Origin of the sequence: Janthinobacterium sp. 35 (assembly GCF_002754575.1) — a bacterium.
Taxonomy (GTDB): Bacteria; Pseudomonadota; Gammaproteobacteria; order Burkholderiales; family Burkholderiaceae_D; genus Janthinobacterium; species Janthinobacterium tructae.
In genome coordinates this window covers 275,204-295,763 of the sequence record NZ_PEFN01000001.1, presented here as the reverse complement: position 1 = coordinate 295,763, position 20,560 = coordinate 275,204, and the positions used below count along the sequence as shown (strand labels likewise).

The 20,560-nt window shown below is 60.2% G+C and carries 16 protein-coding genes; 13 read left to right on the top strand and 3 right to left on the bottom strand.

All coding sequences use genetic code 11. The annotated features are described in order from the left end of the window. Nucleotides 1-37: 37 nt before the first annotated feature. From CLU93_RS01325 to CLU93_RS01315, 3 genes are read left to right on the top strand one after another with little or no spacing between them, the layout of a single operon-like run. The gene (locus tag CLU93_RS01325) at nt 38-2,791 is read left to right on the top strand and encodes a type VI secretion system Vgr family protein (protein WP_099759674.1); all 2,754 of its coding nucleotides are present in this window, start codon (nt 38-40) and stop codon (nt 2,789-2,791) included. A gap of 40 nt (nt 2,792-2,831) precedes the next feature. After that, on the top strand, nt 2,832-5,054 hold the full coding sequence (locus CLU93_RS01320; protein WP_099759673.1) for a T6SS effector phospholipase Tle3 domain-containing protein: 2,223 nt from the start codon (nt 2,832-2,834) through the stop codon (nt 5,052-5,054). Nucleotides 5,055-5,104: 50 nt separating this feature from the next. Next, the gene (locus CLU93_RS01315) at nt 5,105-6,457 is read left to right on the top strand and encodes a virulence factor (protein WP_099759672.1); all 1,353 of its coding nucleotides are present in this window, start codon (nt 5,105-5,107) and stop codon (nt 6,455-6,457) included. Between the two features lie 14 nt (nt 6,458-6,471). Here the strand turns inward: CLU93_RS01315 and CLU93_RS01310 are convergent, their stop codons facing one another. After that, nucleotides 6,472-6,741 carry a barstar family protein gene (locus CLU93_RS01310; protein WP_257224826.1) on the bottom strand — a complete coding sequence of 90 codons (270 nt, stop codon included), beginning with the start codon at nt 6,739-6,741 and terminating at the stop codon, nt 6,472-6,474. A gap of 14 nt (nt 6,742-6,755) precedes the next feature. Further along, nucleotides 6,756-7,415: a hypothetical protein gene (locus CLU93_RS28420; protein WP_218968319.1), complete on the bottom strand. Its 660-nt coding sequence runs from the start codon at nt 7,413-7,415 to the stop codon at nt 6,756-6,758. A gap of 164 nt (nt 7,416-7,579) precedes the next feature. Between CLU93_RS28420 and CLU93_RS01300 the strand changes: the two genes are divergently transcribed. The 6 genes from CLU93_RS01300 to CLU93_RS01275 all read left to right on the top strand — a co-directional run bounded on the left by CLU93_RS01300 (nt 7,580) and on the right by CLU93_RS01275 (nt 14,748). Then, nucleotides 7,580-8,491, top strand: coding sequence for a patatin-like phospholipase family protein (locus CLU93_RS01300; RefSeq protein ID WP_099759670.1), 912 nt, complete (start codon nt 7,580-7,582; stop codon nt 8,489-8,491). Between the two features lie 70 nt (nt 8,492-8,561). After that, nucleotides 8,562-8,969, top strand: a complete 408-nt coding sequence (locus CLU93_RS01295) for a GlcG/HbpS family heme-binding protein (protein ID WP_099759669.1) — start codon at nt 8,562-8,564, stop codon at nt 8,967-8,969. 294 nt (nt 8,970-9,263) lie between these two features. Continuing rightward, nucleotides 9,264-10,442 (top strand): glutamine-hydrolyzing carbamoyl-phosphate synthase small subunit, encoded by a 1,179-nt coding sequence (gene carA, locus CLU93_RS01290; protein WP_099759668.1) that lies wholly within the window; start codon nt 9,264-9,266, stop codon nt 10,440-10,442. Then, nucleotides 10,435-13,665, top strand: coding sequence for a carbamoyl-phosphate synthase large subunit (carB, locus tag CLU93_RS01285; RefSeq protein WP_099759667.1), 3,231 nt, complete (start codon nt 10,435-10,437; stop codon nt 13,663-13,665). Before carA ends, carB begins: the two co-directional genes overlap by 8 nt. Nucleotides 13,666-13,828: 163 nt before the next feature. After that, nucleotides 13,829-14,305 carry a transcription elongation factor GreA gene (greA, locus tag CLU93_RS01280; protein ID WP_071077944.1) on the top strand — a complete coding sequence of 159 codons (477 nt, stop codon included), beginning with the start codon at nt 13,829-13,831 and terminating at the stop codon, nt 14,303-14,305. Further along, nucleotides 14,305-14,748, top strand: a complete 444-nt coding sequence (locus tag CLU93_RS01275; protein WP_180287782.1) for a DUF4149 domain-containing protein — start codon at nt 14,305-14,307, stop codon at nt 14,746-14,748. Before greA ends, CLU93_RS01275 begins: the two co-directional genes overlap by 1 nt. Before the next feature lie 194 nt (nt 14,749-14,942). Here CLU93_RS01275 and CLU93_RS01270 read toward each other — a convergent pair whose 3' ends face one another. Beyond that, on the bottom strand, nt 14,943-15,413 hold the full coding sequence (locus tag CLU93_RS01270; RefSeq protein WP_010397237.1) for a YhbY family RNA-binding protein: 471 nt from the start codon (nt 15,411-15,413) through the stop codon (nt 14,943-14,945). A 42-nt stretch (nt 15,414-15,455) separates the two neighbouring features. Between CLU93_RS01270 and CLU93_RS01265 the strand changes: the two genes are divergently transcribed. The 4 genes from CLU93_RS01265 (at nt 15,456) to glmM (ending at nt 20,551) form a co-directional block, all read left to right on the top strand. Further along, nucleotides 15,456-16,139, top strand: coding sequence for an RlmE family RNA methyltransferase (locus CLU93_RS01265; protein ID WP_096234939.1), 684 nt, complete (start codon nt 15,456-15,458; stop codon nt 16,137-16,139). 202 nt (nt 16,140-16,341) lie between these two features. Further along, entirely contained in the window at nt 16,342-18,225 is a 1,884-nt protein-coding gene (ftsH, locus tag CLU93_RS01260) for an ATP-dependent zinc metalloprotease FtsH (RefSeq protein ID WP_071077941.1), read from the top strand. 114 nt (nt 18,226-18,339) lie between these two features. Beyond that, nucleotides 18,340-19,173 (top strand): dihydropteroate synthase, encoded by an 834-nt coding sequence (gene folP / locus CLU93_RS01255; protein WP_099759665.1) that lies wholly within the window; start codon nt 18,340-18,342, stop codon nt 19,171-19,173. 40 nt (nt 19,174-19,213) lie between these two features. Then, complete coding sequence (gene glmM, locus CLU93_RS01250; RefSeq protein WP_099759664.1) at nt 19,214-20,551, top strand: phosphoglucosamine mutase; 1,338 nt, start codon at nt 19,214-19,216, stop codon at nt 20,549-20,551. The last annotated feature ends 9 nt before the right edge of the window (nt 20,552-20,560 follow it).

Here is a 20,560-nt window from a genome sequence, read left to right as displayed (position 1 = left end):
GCTGGGAGCGAGGCGTATCGGCACAGGGGGAGGATGAATGGAGAGCGCGGACGAATTCATGCAGTTCATGCTGGCGGCGAAGGAACTGAACGCCCATCACCGGCCATTGCGCCTGCGGCTGGCGTATGCGGACGGAATCAACGACGATGTGCTGTTGCCGCAGCAGGTAGATGGTCGCGAAGCCATTTGCGCCGGCCTGGAGTACCGCATACGTTGCGTCTCGCTCGATGCGCACTTGCCGCTCAAGCAGTTCATCGGTGTGCCGGCCGAGTTGCAGATCGTTACCGACGCAGGGCAGTTGCGCAGCGTGTGCGGCATCGTCGCGCAAGCGTCTGCCGGACTGAGCGATGGCGGCCTCGCCACTTACCAGCTGGTGCTGCACGATGCGCTGACCTTGATGGAAAAACGCCGCAATACACGTGTGTTCCGCGGCAAGACGGAGCTGGAGATCGTCGAATTGCTGATTGCTGAATGGCGGCTGGGCAACACCATCATCGGCGCCACGTTTGCTTGCGAAATCGATCAGGCCTTGGCCGGTCGTCACTTTCCGGCGCGCGAACTGACCATGCAGCACAATGAATCCGATGCCGCATTCATCCGGCGCCTGCTGCGGCGGCGCGGCATTTCCTGGGTCATCCAGCCTGGCGCCGCACGGCATGGGGCGTCCGACGCCATGCCGTCGCATGTCCTGTTGCTGTTCGACGACGCCAGCCGCCTGCCGGAGAATGTGGCGCCTGTCATCCGCTACCACCGGGCGGACGCCACCGAAGAGAGCGATACCATCACGGCCTGGGGCGCCGTGCGCACCCTGCAGGCAGGCAGCATGGGGCGCCATAGCTGGGATTATGCGGCGCCGCGCAACCGCCAGTTCATGCAGACGGATGCGGACGGCATGGCCGATCAGGGTGCCAGCGGCAATTGCCTTGCGGCCAAGCTCGACGACTATTTTGTGGCGACGCCGCACATGGGCAATGACGCGGAAGATTTCCGCCAGCTGGGCTTGCTGGCGATGGCGCGCCATGATGTGGAAACCAAGTGTTTTCATGGCGAGGGCGTCGTGCGCTCGCTGTGTGCCGGCCAGCAGTTCAGCCTGGAAGGTCATCCGGAAATCGACCGGCATCGGCCAGATGCCCGGCGTTTCCTTGTCACGGCATTGGAAGTGCATGCCAGTAACAACCTGCCGCGCGCCCTGGATGCGCGCATCGCGCGTCTGTTCGCCGCCAGTGATTGGCTGGCGCAAGGCGCAGCCTGGGTGGCAGGGGAGACGGGGCCGGAAACGTCGCGTTTTCGCATGCGCTTCAGCTGCGTGCGTTCCAGCGTGGCCCTGGTGCCCGCATTCGATCCACAGCGCGATGTACCCCAGCCGCAGCTGCAAAGCGCCATCGTCGTCGGCCCCAGCGGTGAAGAAGTGCATTGCGACGAGCAAGGGCGCATCAAGGTGCGTTTTCCTGCCACCCGCGCTGCCGACCATGCACATGCGCAAGGTTCCGGCGCCTCGGATACGGAGCGCGACACGGCCTGGCTGCGCGTCGTCAGCAACTGGGCTGGCGATGGACAGGGCAGCGCGCACCAGTGCGGCACGCTGGCATTGCCGCGCATCGGCTCGGAAGTGCTGATCGGATTTTTGGCAGGCGACCCTGACCGGCCGATTGTCCTGGGACAATTGTTCAACGCGGTGGCGCCGCCGCCTGCACTCAGCAAGCGCGGCGCACTGCCGGGCAACCGCTACCTGGCAGGCATGCGCAGCCGCGAAGTGCGCGGCCAGGGCGGCAATCAGCTGCGTTTTGACGACACGCCCCGGCAAATCAGTGCCCAGCTGGCCAGCGATCACGCCACCACTGAGCTCAACCTTGGGTTCCTTGTCGAGCCGCGCGCCGGCGGCGCTGGCCAGCAGCGCGGCGACGGATTCGAGTTGCGCAGCGATCACGGCGGCGCGATCCGCAGCGGCAAGGCGCTGCTGTTGTCGGCCTGGCGGCGCCTCGACGCGACAGGTGGGCAGTTATCCGCCGAGGAACATCTGGCGTTGATGCAAGAGTGCCTGGACCTGTTCAAATCGTTGGGCGAATACGCTGGCGCGCACCAGGCGCTGCCGGTCGACGTGGCGCCCGCGGCCGCCTTGAAAGAGGCGGTGGCTGGTGCCGTGGCACCGACTGCCAGCCTGACGGCGCCCGCGGGGCTGGCGCTGAGCAGCCCGAAGACCATCGTCAGCTATGCCGGCGTGAATGTCGACACGGTGGCGCAGCAGCATGTACATGTGATCGCGGGCCAGCGCTGCAGCATGCAGGCCGGCGAGGGCGTTTCCGTGTTTGCCCACAAGGGCGGCATCACCCAGATCGCGCACCATGGCAAATTTCTCATGCAGAGCCAGTTTGACGAGATGCAGCTGAACGCCGCCAAGGCCCTGAAATTGACGGCCAATACCCGCATGATCGGCATGGCGCAGGATGAAATCACGTTCATGACGGCCGGTGGCGCCTATCTGAAACTGGCGGGCGGCAGCGTGGAACTGGGTGGGCCGGGTGCGCTGACCATCAAGACCGATGGCCATCACTGGAATGGCCCGGCCAGCAGCAAGGCTGAATTGCCAAGCTTTGACGAGGGCGACCTGGGCCGCATGCCGCAGGTGCTTTCCGGCCTCGACGACAGTCCCGTCAGTGGCGTCAAGATCGTCGTGGATCGTGAGGATGGCTCGCAGCAAGTGGTCGATGCCGACAGCGAAGGCAAGGGCGCGGCCATCGTGGGCGACAGCCTGGAAAAACTCAGGGTACGTATTTTCAGGCCGCGCGACTGAGCGTGGATAGTGCGTTGTCCATCATTCACGGGAGTCAGGCATGAGTATACACAAGCCCAAGGCAGGTTCCTTGCCCTTCGATGAAAGCAAATACCTGCAGATAGGCGAAAAAGACGGCCTGTTGCGCTTCGATCACGACAAGTTACTCATTAGCACACGCTTGCCCTTGCCAGGCATCATGATTTTCGTGCATGGCGTCAATTCCGATGGCGAGTGGTACGACGAGGCGGAAACCGGTTTGTGCGCGGGATTGAATGCGCGCTTGCACCGGCGCCAGCATGATGCCGATCGCGGCGCGCAAGAGGGCATCGCCATGACGCCGGCCCGCTATTTGAAGCAGCTGACGCGCGACGGTTTCATTAACCCGCTGATGAAACCCAGAACCTTCATGGAAGGCGATGGCTACTCGCCCGTGATCCGCTTTCGCTGGGGTTATGCGGCCAATGACGAGGAGTTGCAGACGTATGGCGACGGCATATTCCTGAACGAGCAGAATTACTGGGGCGGCGGACCGTTCGCCAATGGCTGCAGTTCGCTGCCGGACCTGTGGGGCGAAGGCTTGTCGGACCAGCTGTTTTTGTGGATGCAGATTCAGCACATGAATCCGACCAATGACAGACAGGTGTACGCCTGCCCGCCACGCCCGTATTTCGTGCTGGCCGCCTACCGCCTGGCCCGGCTGATCGAGGCCATACGGCAAAAACAGGCCGACGTGCCGATCACCATCGTGTGCCATAGCCAGGGCAATATGGTCAGCATGGCAGCGGCCTTTCTGGGCGAGCGCCTGCCCAAGGTGGCTGACTCCCAAGGCAGGATGTGGCCTTGCATTGCCGATAATTATGTCCTGTGCAATCCACCGTACAGCGTGGTGGAAGACAATATGGCGGAGAACTGGACGTCGTCGAATCTGAAGGCGGCCGACGGCAGCACGGGGCGCCAGACGGCCGCCGCCCGTTTCGGTACGCTGGCGGCCTTCTTCGCCCTCATCGGCGAGCGGCGCGCCGCACAATGGAAGGCCGAGAAAATCGACCAGGCCATGAGCAGTGCGCATCACCCCTTCAAGGCGCAGCACGATATTGATACTTATGGCGTGCGGGGCGCCACCGTGGGACGCGTGACCTTGTATTGCAATCCGCATGACCAGGTGATTTCGTCCCTGACGGTGCAAGGCATGGGCTGGCGCGGCCTGGCCGGTCCCGTGCTGGAGAAGGATGGCCTGCCAAAGAAAGACCGCCAGGGCAAGGTCGACCCTGGCGAAATCGCCAGGGCAGGCGGCGAGGGAATATTTACCCAGCGCGTGTTTGCCGAAGGTTTTCCTGTCGGCGTAAAAGGCGCGTACGACTACTGGGGCGATCATCGTCCTGCCATTGATTTTGGCAGCGACCATTTCTGGAATCCGCCTTCCATGATTTCCACGTATAGCGTGGCCAAGGGCCTGGAAGCGCAAGAGAACTGGCTGTTCCAGATACTCACCGTGGCGTTTGCGCCCATCGCCATCGTGGCCACCGCATTGATGCGCAAGCGTATCAATGCCTCGCCCGACAAGTACTGGAAAATCCCGCTGGAAGCGCCCGACCTGCCGGAGACCTTCTTCCCGAAGGCGAAGTTGTTTGGCGAGATCTGCCCCAGCTTTGACATGGGACTGCATCCGCATGGCTGGGATCGCAACAAGGATGCCGCCCATCCGCAGGGCGACCCGTTCCATGGCGAGCGCGAGCTGGAGATACCGCGTGGCGGCCTGCATGGCGAAAAACAGCGCACCGATGCCGCGCGCGGCAACGAGGAGAGCGAAGCGGCACTGCAATACGAATACCACGCCTCCCTGCGCATGATGGCCAAGCGCGAAGGCAAGGTCGAGAAAGGCAAACACGTCACGGAAGAAGACCATCCCGAGACGGCGAGCGCGCAATACACGGCATGGCGCCAGCGGAAAATCCAGGCGGGCCTGGCCGGCAACGTGGGCACCTATGCCACCGATCACTCCACCATCCTGACCAATAGCGAGCACTCCAGAAAGGCGCTCGCATATGACGTGGCCGTGGGCTGCTGCCATTTGTTGGAAACGGATTTGCGGGAGTTGAGAACCATGGCGGATTGGCGGTTTCTCCAATATTTTGAAGATAAAAAAGAAATGGAAATGCTGTATAAATATTTAACGAAAGGGGATTTGGAAGGTCAGACGGCTTTTGATTGGAGTAAAAGTTCTTCAGAGGGGGCAATGCCAGAGAAAATAAAAAATTTACGCGAAAACCAAGGAATGTAAAAATTTCAATTTCCATATTGGTAAATTTTTTGAAAAATAAAGGAATAATCATGGCCAGAAATTCTCTTTTTCCCACCATTGCTGCAATTATGGCGACGATAGGCATATCCGCATGCGCAGTGAAGCCTGCATTGATCATCGAAAAAGACAATTCTGAAGATTTGGGTGTTGGTAAGCCATTCACTGCACAGGTGGTTGGTTTGCAATGGCTTAATCCTCTTCAGCGTCAGGATTATCCCACTGAGTGGCAGTTGCTATGGACGCTAGGCAAGGTGCGGCCCAATAAAAAAGATGACATGGTGGAACTATATCCGAAAGAGTTTTCTGAGCTGAAATATGTTGCTGACATTGCATCAACAAACAAAATTAAAGGGACTTTCAAAGGATATCACCATAAATATGTGCTGGAGATGATATTAAGATTTCATGGGATGTATTTTTCAAACCCCACCTATTTTTACAATGCCCATGACGTAAAAAACAAAATAGGCTGGCATGAACTGGCTGGCATTCATGTTGAGTATAGCGTGCCAGACGCACGGCTGGATCCTGTCCTCGCCGGCAACGATTTACGCGATGAGATTATCGATACCTTTTCAATTGGTAACCCGAACTTCCCCAACTCCTGGACCAAGTCCACCCCGCCCGACGTGCGCGTGACGGCTGGCGGCGCGAATGCCGGGTTTATCTCCCTAGCGGCCGCCCTCGATTATCTGCAGGCGCATCCGAAGGAAACGGTGTGGGTGATGAGCTGGGATGCGCCCAGTTTTCCGAAAGATGAGCAGATCAATGAAAACATGGTCTTGCTGGTACTGGCCGGTCCCCATTACAAGACGGAGCGCGATGCGCTGGCGTGGATAGGCTATCCGGCCACGCAGCAGGTCAGTGCATTTACGGCGCAGAAGGGCTTGCCGCCGCCGACGGTGCAGGCGTGGCAGGCGACGCTGGCGCAGGCGGCCGCGAATGGGCGCAAGACCGATGCCGAGATCGGCTATGTGATCCATGACGCGCACAATGCGCATCCGGTCTCGTCGGATCGCATCGGCTACCTGGCGCAAACCTTGACGACTGAATTGCCGGCCTTCGATTTTCTCAAGCAAACCTTCAACACCCCGGCGCTGCTGGGCGAAATGGGCGCTGCCACGGCCTTGACGAATGTGGCGTTGGGCATCGCGCAGGCAAATCACTTTGGCCAGAACGTGCTGGTGGCGGGCACCAGCGACGCCGCACAGACGACCGGCGTGCTGATCTTGCCGCCGGCCAAGGTACGGCCGATCGACCCCGTGAAACCGTGGTTCCGCGCGCGCGGCGGCGGCAATGCCTATCTGATGTGGTGGGGCATCCGCCATGCCTGGGCGACGCTGGACGCGGGACAGTTCAACGAACAGGGATATTCGAAATAGACAATGTCGCAGGCTCAGGCATAGCGCACCTGCGCTGCCAGGGCCGGCATGTCCTGCGCCATGCGCGCCAGGATGCGCTGCAGGATGGCCGCATCGGCGGGTAGGCGCCTCGCGAAGGCTTGCCAGCCGCGCAGTTCCAGCTGTTGCGGCATGTCCACCAGGCCCGTGATGGCATCCCAGAAGGCATCCCAGTTCATGCCATACATGGAAGGAAAGGCCAGCGCGGCCGCCAGGCTGGCATGCAGCTGGCGTGACGAGTTGATATCGCTCAAGTCGATGGCCACAAGGGTTTGCCTGTTCACACTATGCCCTTGAGCAGGTTTTGCAGGTTTTTGCGCATGCCGCCCACCACGGTCGCGTGTTGCTCCAGAATGGCGGAAGCATCTTGGAACGGTGCCGGATCGAGGTACAGGCGCGGCAAGTCGGCCACGGCTACGCCGCGTGGGCCGCCGCGCAGGATCTCGTCGGCGTGTTGCGTAATGGTGCTCACCGCCGCCTGGATGCGCGGCGTGGCGGACGCGGCCAGGCAGACGGCCAGCGCGGCGTCCAGTTCGGCGCGCGCGGGTGCCTGCGGCAGCACAGGGGCGGCAATCTGTTCCAGAGGCGACATGTTGACGGCCGGCTTGCGATACGCGCGCAGGGTATCGAGCGCCATCAGCCGGTGCGGGCCGCCGCGCTGCAGCCAGTCAAGGATGCGCGGCCAGGGCGTGCCCAGCAGGGCTGCCGCCACGCCCCATTGTCCTGCCACGGGCGAGCCGACATTCGCGTCGATCCAGTCGATGGCGGCCGGGTTGCCCGTGTAGGCCAGCAGGATGGTGTTCGACGAGCGCAGCGCGGGCGCTTGCGTGGCAAGGATGGCGGTCAGCCAGGCAAGGGCGCCGTCGCCGGGCTGGCTGGCCAGCTGCTGTGAAAAAGGGGCGCTCAGGGCGCGGCTGTCGGCAAATTGATGTTCTGACATATCGGGAACAAGTAAAAAACAGGCGCCAGTCTAGCAGTAGGGCAGGCCCGCACGAACCTTGTCACCATAAACATTTAAGACTGCCTTCAGTGCGGACGGCCCCGCTTGCGCTACAATCGGTTCTCCTATATTGCCACTGCCGCGCGCGGTTTCCCCTCTCCACCATGTTCCCTAAACGCCTGACCCTGCTTGCCCTGGCCGCCTTTGCGCTGGCCGGCTGCGATACCACCGCCCCGAAACCGATACAAGTATTGACGCCACCGGAACCCATCGTCGTCACGCCGCGCAAGATCAAGATCGGCTTGGCGCTCGGTGGTGGCGCGGCGCGCGGCTTCGCGCATATCGGCGTGATCAAGGCGCTCGAATCGCAGGGCATCCACGCCGACATCGTCACCGGCACCAGCGCCGGCAGCGTGGTGGGCGCGATGTATGCGGCGGGCAACTCGGGCTTCGCCCTGCAAAAGATGGCCTTCGACATGGACGAGGCGGCCATTTCGGACTGGGCCTTGCCCCTGTTCGGCAAGTCGTCCGGCGTGCTCAAGGGGGAGGCGCTGCAAAGCTATGTCAACAAGGCTGTCGGCGGCGTGCCGCTGGAAAAGCTGAAGATTCCGTTTGGCGTGGTGGCGACCGATTTGAAAAATGGCCAGCCGATCCTGTTCCAGCGTGGCAACACCGGCATGGCCGTGCGCGCCTCGTCGGCCGTGCCGGGCGTATTTCAGCCTGTGACGATTGCCGGCCACACCTATGTCGATGGCGGCCTGGTCGCTCCCGTGCCCGTGCGCTTTGCGCGCGACATGGGCGCCGATTTCATCATTGCCGTGAATATCTCGTCGCAAACGGATACGCAAAAGGCCATCAGCTCGATGGAAGTGCTGATGCAGACGTTCGCCATCATGGGGCAGCGCATCAACCAGTTCGAATTGAAAGATGCGGACGTGGTGATCCAGCCCAGCCTGGGCACCATGAAGGGCAACGATTTCAACAGCCGCAACCAGGCGATCCTCGCGGGCGAGCAGGCGACGTTTGCCGTCATGGCGCAGCTCAAGCAAAAGCTGAAAGCCAAACGCGAGCAGTAAGCGATCAGTAATCGATCGCGCCGCTGCGCATTTCGTATACAATTTTGATTCAACATAACAAGGATGCACCATGCAATCGAAACCGATTTTGACCCTGGACGACGTAAAGAAAATCGCTGCCGCCGCCGAAGCGGAAGCGGTCAAGAATAACTGGGCGGTCGTGATCGCCATCGTCGATGACGGCGGCCACCTGCTGTGGCTGCAGCGCATGGATGGCGTGGCGCCGATCTCGTCGCACATCGCCCCATCGAAAGCCAAGACGGCCGCACTGGGCCGCCGCGAATCGCGCATCTATGAAGAGATGATCAATGGCGGCCGCGTGTCGTTCCTGAGCGCGCCGGAAATCGACGGCTTGCTCGAAGGCGGCGTGCCCATCGTGTTCGATGGCCACTACGTGGGCGCCGTCGGCGTCTCGGGCGTGAAGTCCGCCGAAGATGCGCAAATCGCCAAAGCAGGTATCGCGGCTTTGACAGCCTAAGTAGCAACCTATATTGCTTTGCAAGCCGCCCCGCGCAAGCCGGGCGGCTTTTTCATGGGGCGCGGGTTTTATGCTGCTGCGCAAAAAAATGCCGCCCACTCTACATTTTCTTCCTTGTGGAAAAGCTTCCTTTTGGTTATAATTCAAAGGTTTAGCCAATCACACATATACCGTAGCGACTACCCATCCCCTCATTCAAAATGACCGTTGAAACACCCTGAGTGCATCTGGCTCGGGTATCTAGGCGGTCGGTCTGACGTGGCGCAGCTACGGTAACTTTATCAGGAGTTGCCCTTGCCGCCATTTTTTTCTGGCCCTGCCGTTCCAGCCATATTAGCGCTTGCTGATGGAACGATCTTTAAAGGTTTTTCGATCGGTGCCGCCGGTCATACCACGGGCGAGGTTGTTTTCAACACCTCGATGACCGGGTATCAGGAAATCCTTACCGACCCAAGCTATTGCCGCCAGATGGTCACCCTGACCTATCCGCATATCGGCAATACGGGCGTCAACCCGGAAGACGTCGAGTCTTCCAAGGTTCACGCCGCTGGCCTCATCATCCGCGATCTGCCATTGCTGGCATCCAATTTCCGTTCCACGCTCTCCCTGTCCGATTACCTGAAAGCTGAAAATATCGTTGCCATCGCCGGCATCGATACACGCAAGCTCACGCGCATCCTGCGTGAAAAAGGTGCGCAGGGCGGCGCCATCCTGGTCGGCACGCAAGGCAATGAGCCATCCGCCGCGCAAGCGCTGGAACTGGCCCGCTCCTTCCCCGGTTTGTCCGGCATGGACCTGGCCAAGGTGGTATCGAGCAAGGCTGCCTACGAGTACCGCGAAACGGAATGGACCTTGGGCGAAGGCTACGGCCAACTGGCGGACGCGGACGCGAAATACCACGTGGTCGCCTTCGACTACGGCGTCAAGCGCAACATCTTGCGCATGCTGACGGCACGCGGCTGCAAAGTCACCGTGCTGCCAGCGCAAGCCACCGCTGCCGACGCCCTGGCGTTGAATCCGGACGGCATCTTCCTGTCGAACGGTCCCGGCGACCCGGAACCGTGCGACTACGCCATCGCTGCTACCCGCGAGCTGATCGAGAAGGGCATCCCGACCTTCGGCATCTGCCTCGGTCACCAGATCATGGCGATCGCTTCCGGCGCAAAAACCTTGAAGATGAAGTTCGGCCACCACGGCGCGAACCACCCGGTGCAAGACCTGGAAACGAAACAGGTCTTGATTACCTCGCAAAACCACGGTTTCGCAGTCGACGCGGCAACTCTGCCCGCGAATTGCCGCGTGACCCATGAATCGCTGTTCGACGGCTCCCTGCAGGGCTTTGCCCGCACGGACAAGCCGGCCTTCTGCTTCCAGGGCCACCCTGAAGCGTCGCCGGGCCCGATGGATGTTGCTTACCTGTTTGACCGCTTCATCAACTTGATGGCTGCGGAGGAGAAAAAGAAAAATGCCTAAACGTTTAGATATCAAAAGTATTCTGATTATTGGCGCTGGCCCGATCGTGATCGGCCAGGCCTGCGAATTCGATTATTCCGGCGCGCAAGCGTGCAAGGCCCTGCGCGAAGAAGGCTACAAAGTCATCCTGGTCAACAGCAATCCTGCGACCATCATGACGGACCCGGAAATGGCCGACGTCACCTACATCGAGCCGATCACCTGGTCGGTCGTCGAACGCATCATCGCCAAGGAGCGTCCTGACGCGATCCTGCCGACGATGGGTGGCCAGACGGCGCTGAACTGCGCGCTGGACCTGTTCAACAATGGCGTGCTGGCGAAATACAACGTCGAGCTGATCGGCGCATCGCCGGAAGCCATCGACAAGGCGGAAGACCGTTCCAAGTTCAAGGACGCGATGACCAAGATCGGCCTCGGTTCGGCCCGTTCCGGCGTGGCGCACTCGATGGAAGAATCGTGGGCCGTGCAGCGCACGCTGGGCTTCCCGACCATCATCCGTCCATCGTTCACCATGGGTGGTTCCGGTGGCGGTATCGCCTACAACGAAGAAGAATTCGAAACCATCTGCAAACGCGGCCTGGAAGCCTCGCCGACGAAAGAGTTGCTGATCGAAGAATCGTTGCTGGGCTGGAAAGAGTACGAGATGGAAGTGGTGCGCGACAAGGCGGACAACTGCATCATCATCTGCTCGATCGAAAACCTGGACCCGATGGGCGTGCACACGGGTGACTCGATTACCGTTGCGCCAGCGCAAACCTTGACGGACAAGGAATACCAGATCATGCGCAATGCCAGTCTGGCAGTGCTGCGCGAGATCGGCGTCGATACCGGTGGCTCGAACGTGCAATTCTCGATCAACCCTGTCGATGGCCGCATGATCGTCATCGAGATGAACCCGCGCGTATCGCGTTCGTCGGCGCTGGCATCGAAAGCCACGGGTTTCCCGATTGCAAAGATCGCCGCCAAGCTGGCCGTCGGTTACACCCTGGACGAGCTGCGCAATGAAATCACGGGCGGCGCCACGCCGGCCTCGTTCGAACCGTCGATCGATTACGTCGTCACGAAGATTCCCCGTTTCACGTTCGAAAAGTTCCCGACCGCCGACCACCACCTGACGACGCAGATGAAATCCGTCGGCGAAGTGATGGCGATCGGCCGTACGTTCCAGGAATCGTTCCAGAAAGCCTTGCGCGGCCTGGAAGTGGGCGTGGACGGCATGAACGAGAAAACCAAGGACCGCGAAAAGATCGAAGAAGAACTGGGCGAGCCTGGTCCTGAGCGCATCTGGTACGTGGGCGATGCGTTTGCCCAAGGTTTTACTTTGGAAGAAGTGCACAATCTCACCAAGATCGACCCATGGTTCCTGATCCAGATCAAGGAAATCGTCGACCTGGAACTGTGGCTCGATACGCAGAAGCTGGACAACCTGGACAAGAACACCCTGTACAAGTTGAAACAGAAGGGCTTCTCGGACCGCCGCCTGGGCTTTTTGCTGCAGACGACCGACACGGCCGTGCGCCTGCAGCGCCACGCGCTGAACATCCGTCCTGTGTACAAGCGCGTCGACACGTGCGCAGCGGAATTTTCGACCGACACGGCGTACATGTATTCCACGTACGACGAAGAGTGCGAATCGAATCCGACCGACAAGAAAAAGATCATGGTGCTGGGCGGTGGCCCGAACCGTATCGGCCAGGGTATCGAGTTTGACTATTGCTGCGTCCACGCGGCCCTCGCCATGCGCGAAGACGGCTACGAAACCATCATGGTCAATTGCAACCCAGAAACAGTTTCGACCGACTACGATACCTCGGACCGCTTGTATTTTGAATCGCTGACCCTGGAAGACGTGCTGGAAATCGTCGCCATCGAAAAACCGGTCGGCGTGATCGTGCAGTACGGCGGCCAGACACCATTAAAACTGGCGCTGGACCTGGAAGCGAATGGCGTACCGATCATCGGCACCTCGCCCGACATGATCGATGCGGCCGAAGACCGCGAGCGTTTCCAGCAACTGCTGCACAAGCTGGAACTGCGCCAGCCGCCTAACCGCACCGCGCGCACGGAAGCCGACGCTTTGGCGCTGGCGCAGGAAATCGGTTACCCGCTGGTGGTGCGTCCATCGTACGTGCTGGGCGGGCGCGCCATGGAAATCGTCCATGAGCAGCGCGACCTCGAGCGCTACATGCGCGAAGCCGTCAAGGTTTCGCACGATTCGCCGGTGCTGCTGGACCGTTTCCTGAACGACGCCATCGAGTGCGACGTCGATTGCATCTCCGACGGCGAAACGACGTTCATCGGCGGCGTGATGGAACACATCGAACAGGCTGGCGTGCACTCTGGCGACTCGGCTTGCTCGCTGCCACCATACTCGCTGTCGCAAGAAACCATCGATGAACTGAAACGCCAGACGGCGCTGATGGCCAAGGGTCTGAACGTGGTCGGCCTGATGAACGTGCAGTTTGCGATCCAGAAACAGGAAATCGATGGCGAAATGAAAGACGTCGTCTTCGTGCTGGAAGTCAATCCGCGCGCTTCGCGCACCGTGCCTTTCGTGTCGAAAGCCACCGGTCTGCAACTGGCGAAGATCGCCGCGCGCTGCATGGTCGGCCAATCGCTGGCCTCGCAAGGCATCACGCAGGAAGTCGTGCCGCCTTACTTCAGCGTCAAGGAAGCCGTGTTCCCGTTCGTCAAGTTCCCGGGCGTGGACACCATCCTGGGCCCTGAAATGAAATCGACGGGCGAAGTCATGGGCGTGGGCCTGACGTTCGGCGAAGCGTTTGTGAAATCGCAACTGGGCGCCGGCGTGAACCTGCCAAAATCGGGCAAGGTCTTCATCAGCGTGAAAGCGTCGGACAAGCCGCGCGCCGTGCAAGTGGCGCGTGACCTGGTCGAGTCCGGTTTCACCGTGGTCGCCACCAAGGGCACCGCCGCCGTGATCGCTGCTGCCGGCATCGCCGTCACGCCAGTGAACAAGGTGATCGAAGGCCGTCCGCACGTCGTCGACATGATCAAGAACCATGAAATCGTGCTGGTGATTAACACCGTGGAAGAAAAACGCAGCGCCATCGTCGATTCGCGGGCCATCCGCACCTCGGCCCTGGCTTCGCGCGTGACGACCTACACCACCATCGCGGGCGCGGAAGCGGCCGTCGAAGGCATCCGCCATCTGGATGAGTTGCGTGTGTACGATTTGCAAGGTCTGCACAAGACCTTGAACTAAGTGCGTTTGCAGTGGCCGCCGTTAGGCGGTACACTGCATGCTTATCAACCACAGAGTTCCGTGCAGAGCAGCGCGCGGCCTCTGTGGTTTTCACTTGGTAAGTCCGTTAACCGTGGCAAAACACGGACAACGGCACCGATAACCAGCAGATAGTAGAGATAACATGACCTCAGTCCCATTGACCAAATACGGCGCAGAACTTCTGAAGGAAGAGCTGCATCATTTGAAGACCAAGGAACGCCGCATCGTCATCGATGCGATCGCCGAAGCGCGTTCGCACGGAGATTTGTCGGAAAACGCCGAGTACGATGCCGCCAAGGAGCGCCAGGCCTTCGTCGAAGGCCGCATCGCCGAGCTCGAAGGCAAGCTGGGCGCAGCGCAAATCATCGACCCGACCGCGCTCGACGCGGAAGGCCGCGTGGTGTTTGCCTCGACCGTGAACCTGGAAGACCTGGAATCGGGCCAGAAAGTCACGTACCAGATCGTCGGCCTCGATGAAGCCGACCTGAAAAAGAACAAAGTCTCCGTGACGTCCCCGATCGCGCGTGCGCTGATCGGCAAGTACGCCGGCGACGTGGTGGAAGTGCAGGCGCCGTCCGGCCCGCGCGAATACGAAATCCTGGAAGTACAGTACATCTGATGCTCGCCCGCCTGCGCTTCCTCGTTGCCACCCTGTGGGCAGGCAGCCTGTGGACCATCGGCTTCATCGTGGCGCCCACCTTGTTTGCTACCTTGAGCGACCGTGTGCTGGCGGGCAATATCGCCGGCAGCATGTTCCGCGCCGAGGCGTGGCTGTCGATCGCCTGTGCTTTGGTGTTGCTGGCCTTGCTGCAATGGGGCGCGGGCGCCCTGGAGCTGAAACGCCGGCGCCTGCTGGGGGCGCTGGTGCTGTCGATGCTGGTGTGCGCGCTGCTCAGTCATTTCGGTATTTCGCCGCTGATGGCCGAACTCAAGGCGCAGGCGCCGTCGGGCATCATGGACGAGGCCATGCGCAGCCGCTTCGGCATGCTGCATGGCGTGTCGACCCTGATCTTTGCCGTGCAGAGCCTGCTGGCGGGTGTATTGATCTGGAAACAGCAGTAATCGCTGCCGTGCTTGTCGGATTACGCGCTGCGCGCTAATCCGACCTACATGGCAACACGTAGGTCGGATTAGCGAGGCCGTAGGCCACGCGTAATCCGACGCCGCAACGGCAATAAAAAAGCGGAGCAGGGGATATCCCGTGCTCCGCTTCTTGCTTCAAGCCCGGCAGCCTTGCGGTTGCCGGGTGAACAGGCTTACTTGCTGCCCAGTGCGCTTTTCTTGGCGCTTTTCTGACGTGGCTTGGCACGCTTGATGGAACCGCCTTCGGTAACGCGCTCATTGCCCTTGATCATGACTTTCGTCACGCTGGGGCGCTTGGTGCCGCTGGCGCTGGCCTTGACGATGGTCACTTCGCGCATGCCTTTGCCGGCGCTGACCTTCTCCTTAACCACTTCTTTTTTCGGACGGTAGATTACCAGCAGTTTGCCAATATGTTGTACCGGGGCGGCGCCGAGATTGCCGCAAATCGTATCGTACATTCCGACGCGGGCTTCGCGGTCGTCGCCGAACACGCGGACTTTAATCAGACCGTGCGAATCCAGGCCAAGGTCGATCTCTTTGAGGACAGCAGGTGTCAAGCCCGCTTCGCCAATGATGACGATAGGCTTCAGCGCGTGTGCTTCGGCGCGCAGTGCGCTGCGCTCTACGGGTGTAAGTTTTAGCATAATAATATTTAGTAATTCCCTTAAAAGCAGTATTCTACGCGAATGGCAAAGAAGAAATTAAACAAAAACTGGTTGCACGACCACATAAATGATCCTTATGTGAAGTTGGCGCAAAAAGAGGGCTACCGCGCCCGGGCAGCATACAAGCTCAAAGAAATCGATGAAGACGAAAAACTGATCAAGCATGGCCAGGTAATTGTCGACCTTGGTTGCACTCCTGGCAGCTGGGCCCAGTATCTGCGGCGCAAGCTGGCCGGCAAGGACGGCGGCGGGGTCAATGGTACCCTGATTGGCCTGGACATGCTGGAAATGGAGCCGATCGCCGATTTCCACTTCATCCAGGGCGACTTCCGCGAAGCGCGCGTGCTGCGCCAGCTGGAAGTGGTATTGCAAGGACGCAAGGTTGACGTGGTCCTGTCGGACATGGCGCCGAATCTGTCGGGCATCGCCACGGCGGACGCTGCGCGCATGGAACATCTGATCGACCTGGCCATCGAATTTTCGCAATTGCATTTGAAACCATCGGGCGTCTTGTTGGTGAAATGCTTCAAAGACATGGGTTTCAGCCAGATCGTGGAGAAATTCCGCGCTGAATTCAAGGTCGTGGTGCAGAAAAAGCCCAAGGCCAGCCGCGATAAATCGTCAGAAATCTTCCTGATGGGGCGTGGTCTCAAGAATCCGCTGAAAAATGCTGTGCAAGAAGATGATTCCGCCCTTGATATTTAAGCGGGAATCCGCACATGGGAACGAGAAGTGCAGTAGCGTCTGATGGCATAAAAGCCTAAATTGTTTATACTGCATTTTTTTGCGTGAGCGCGGTTTTTTCGCGCGCACGGATCGGCGGGCTTTGGCACGGCCCGCTTATTGCGAGTAAAATCGTGTTTCTAGCTATTGGTAAAGAGATGCGCACTGCATCCAAGGAGTCTTCGTGAATAACATGTTTTCCAAATCTGCCATCTGGGTAGTCGTATTGCTGCTGTTGTTCATGCTGTTCAAGCAATTCGACAGTCATGGCGCCACAGGCGGCAGCAAGGCCATCGCTTATTCCGATTTGCTGGATGAAGTCAAAGCCAAGCGTGTCAAGGATGTCGTGATCGAAGGTTCGTCGATCACCGCCAAGCTGATGGACGACACCAAGGTGCGTACCACCGCCACCAGCCTCGACAAGGGCCTGATCGGCGATCTGCGCGACAACGGCGTGCACTTCGATGTGCGCCCGCCTGAGGAAGCGTCTTTCCTGCAAACTATTTTTGTATCCTGGTTCCCCATGCTGCTGTTGATCGGCGTCTGGGTCTTCTTCATGCGTCAGATGCAAGGCGGCGGCAAGGGCGGGGCATTCTCGTTCGGCAAGTCGAAGGCGCGCATGATGGATGAAGCCAGCAATACCGTCACCTTCGCCGATGTCGCCGGTTGCGACGAAGCGAAAGAAGAAGTCAACGAAGTGGTCGACTTCCTCAAGGACCCGAGCAAATTCCAGAAACTGGGCGGCCGCATTCCCCGCGGCGTGCTGATGGTCGGTCCTCCGGGCACGGGTAAAACCCTGCTGGCGCGCGCCATCGCCGGCGAAGCCAAGGTGCCGTTCTTCTCGATTTCGGGTTCCGACTTCGTGGAAATGTTCGTTGGCGTCGGTGCAAGCCGCGTGCGCGACATGTTCGAAAACGCGAAAAAGCATTCGCCATGCATCATCTTCATCGATGAGATCGACGCTGTCGGTCGTCACCGCGGCGCCGGCATGGGCGGCGGCAATGATGAGCGCGAACAGACCTTGAACCAGTTGCTGGTCGAGATGGACGGTTTTGAAGCGAACTCCGGCGTGATCGTCGTGGCCGCCACCAACCGCGCCGACGTGCTCGACAAAGCCTTGCTGCGTCCGGGCCGTTTCGACCGCCAGGTCTCCGTCGGCTTGCCCGATATCCGCGGCCGCGAACAGATCTTGAACGTGCACATGCGTAAAGTACCTATCAGTACCGACGTGAAAGCCGATATCCTGGCCCGCGGCACTCCCGGTTTCTCGGGCGCCGACCTGGCCAACCTGGTCAACGAAGCAGCTCTGTTTGCCGCCCGCCGCAGCAAGCGCCTGGTGGAAATGGCCGACTTCGAAGATGCGAAAGACAAGATCTACATGGGTCCTGAGCGTAAATCGATGATCATCCGCGAGGAAGAGCGTCGCAATACGGCTTACCATGAGTCCGGTCACGCGGTGGTGGCCAAGTTGCTGCCAAAAGCCGATCCCGTGCACAAAGTGACGATCATGCCGCGCGGCTGGGCCCTGGGCCTGACCTGGCAGTTGCCGGAACACGACAACTTGTCCGCCTACAAGGACAAGATGCTGGAAGAAATTTCCATCCTGTTCGGTGGCCGCATCGCCGAAGAGATTTTCGTGGGACAGATGTCCACGGGTGCGTCGAACGACTTCTCGCGTGCCACCAAGCTGGCCCGTTCCATGGTGACCCGCTTCGGCATGTCCGACAGCATGGGCGTGATGGTCTACGAAGACAGCGAAAACGAAGGTTTCTTCGGTGGCGCCACCAAGACGATCTCGGAAGCGACCCAGCAAAAGGTCGATGCTGAAATCCGCAACATTCTCGACAAGCAATATGCTTTGGCGCGTACTTTGCTGGAAAGCAACCGTGACAAGGTCGAAATGATGACCAAAGCCTTGCTGGAATGGGAAACCATTGATGCAGAGCAGATCAATGACATCATGGCCGGCCTGGAGCCGCGTCCACCGAAAGTCATTCCGCCACGCCGCAATGCGGGCGGTGACAGCGGCACGGGCGGCATCTCGCCAAACGTGACGGCGCCAGCCTGATAACGGCCGCCCTGACGGGCGGCACGCAAGGGTATGGCAAGAACGAGGGTAAGGAGCGATCCTTGCCCTTTTTCGTTGCCGCGCCAGATTTTCATGACGACTACAAAGATTCACATGCGACACTATTTGCAATTCGGCCGTTTCGGCTTCAACCTGTCCGGCACGCAGGCGCTGGTGATGGGCATTCTGAACATCACGCCCGACTCGTTTTCCGATGCGGGCCAGTATCAACTGCTTGAATTTGCCCTCTCGCGCGCCGAGCAGATGATAGTCGACGGCGTCGACATCATCGATATCGGCGGCGAATCGAGCCGCCCCGGCGCGCCGCCCTTGCCGTTGGCGGACGAGCTTGCGCGCGTCATGCCGGTGCTGTACGCCTTGCGCGACTGCGGCAAGCCCCTCTCCGTCGACACGTATAAACCCGAAGTGATGCGCGAAGCCATCCTGGCGGGCGCCGACATGATCAACGACATCAACGCTTTCCGCGCGCCGGGCGCCATCGAGGCCGTGCAGGACAGCGATTGTGCGCTGTGCATCATGCACATGCAAAACGTGCCAGAAACCATGCAAGCCCAGCCTCAGTACGAAGACGTGGTGCGCGAAGTCACCGACTTCCTGCGCCAGCGCATCGACACGATGACGGCGGCCGGCATCGCCCGCGAGCGCCTGTGCGTCGATCCCGGCTTTGGTTTCGGCAAGACGGTGGAACAAAACTATGCCTTGCTGCGCGCCACGCGCCAGTTGCGCAGCGAGCTGGGCTTGCCCGTGCTGGCGGGCCTGTCGCGCAAGTCGATGATCGGCGCCGTCACGGGACGTCCCGTCGAGCAGCGCCTGGCCGGCAGTGTTGCCGGTGCGCTTGCTGCGGTAGCGCAAGGTGCAGAAATTATCCGTGTGCATGATGTAGCTGAAACCGTCGATGCGCTGAAGGTCTGGCGCATGGCACACTGACCCAGTAAGATCTATCATAAACAACAAGAAGAGAAATACGATGACCCGTAAATATTTTGGTACCGATGGCATCCGCGGCCTGGTGGGCACGGCCCCGATCACCCCCGATTTCGTCATGCGCCTCGGCTATGCGGCCGGCAAGGTGCTGGCCAAGTCGCAAGGCGGCAAGGCACGCCCGACGGTGCTGATCGGCAAGGACACGCGCATTTCCGGCTACATGCTGGAAGCGGCGCTGGAGGCTGGCCTGTCGGCAGCCGGCGTGGACGTGATGCTGGCCGGCCCCATGCCGACACCGGCGATCGCCTACCTGACGCGGGCGCTGCGCCTGTCGGCCGGTGTCGTCATTTCCGCCTCGCACAATCCGTATCACGACAATGGCATCAAGTTCTTTTCCGGCCAGGGCACCAAGCTGCCCGACAGCGTGGAACTGGAAATCGAGGCGGCGCTCGATGAGCCCATGGCCTGCGTGCCGTCGGACAAGCTGGGCCGCGCCAAGCGCCTCGATGATGCCCAGGGCCGCTACATCGAATTTTGCAAGAGCACCTTCCCGAACGAGCTGGACTTGCGCGGCCTGAAGATCGTCGTCGACTGCGCGCATGGCGCCGCCTACCATATCGCGCCGCACGTGTTCCATGAGCTGGGGGCGGAAGTCATCGCCATCGGCAACAAGCCCGATGGCTTCAACATCAATGCGGGCTTCGGCGCCACGGCAACCAAGGCCATGGCCGAGGCCGTCGTGGAGCAGGGGGCCGACCTTGGCATCGCTCTCGATGGCGACGCCGACCGCCTGATCATGTGCGACGCCACGGGACGGCTGTATAACGGCGACGAGCTGTTGTACGTCATGGTCAAGGACCGCCTGGCAACGGGCCCCGTGGCGGGCGCCGTCGGCACCTTGATGACCAACATGGCGCTGGAAGTGCTGTTCAAGCAGCAGGGCATCGGCTTTGCGCGCGCCAAGGTGGGCGACCGCTACGTGTTGGAAGTGATGAAGGAAAAGGGTTGGATACTGGGCGGCGAGGGCTCCGGCCATCTGCTGTGCCTGGACCGCCACACGACGGGTGACGGCATCGTTTCCGCGCTGCAGGTATTGTCCGCGCTCAAGCGCAGCGGCCAGAGCCTGCAGCAATGCCTGGCCGAACTGGTGCTGTTCCCGCAAACCCTGATCAACCTGCGCGTGGCGCCCGGTTTCGACTGGCAAAAAAATGCCGCCATGGTGGCCGAAAAAGAATTGGTCGAGGCCGAACTTGGCGACACGGGCCGCGTGCTGATCCGCGCGTCGGGCACCGAACCGTTGATCCGCGTGATGGTGGAAGCGAAGGACAAGGATCAGGCCGAGTCGATGGCGCGCCGCATCGCCGATAAAGTCGGTGTGTAGAGGCAAGCG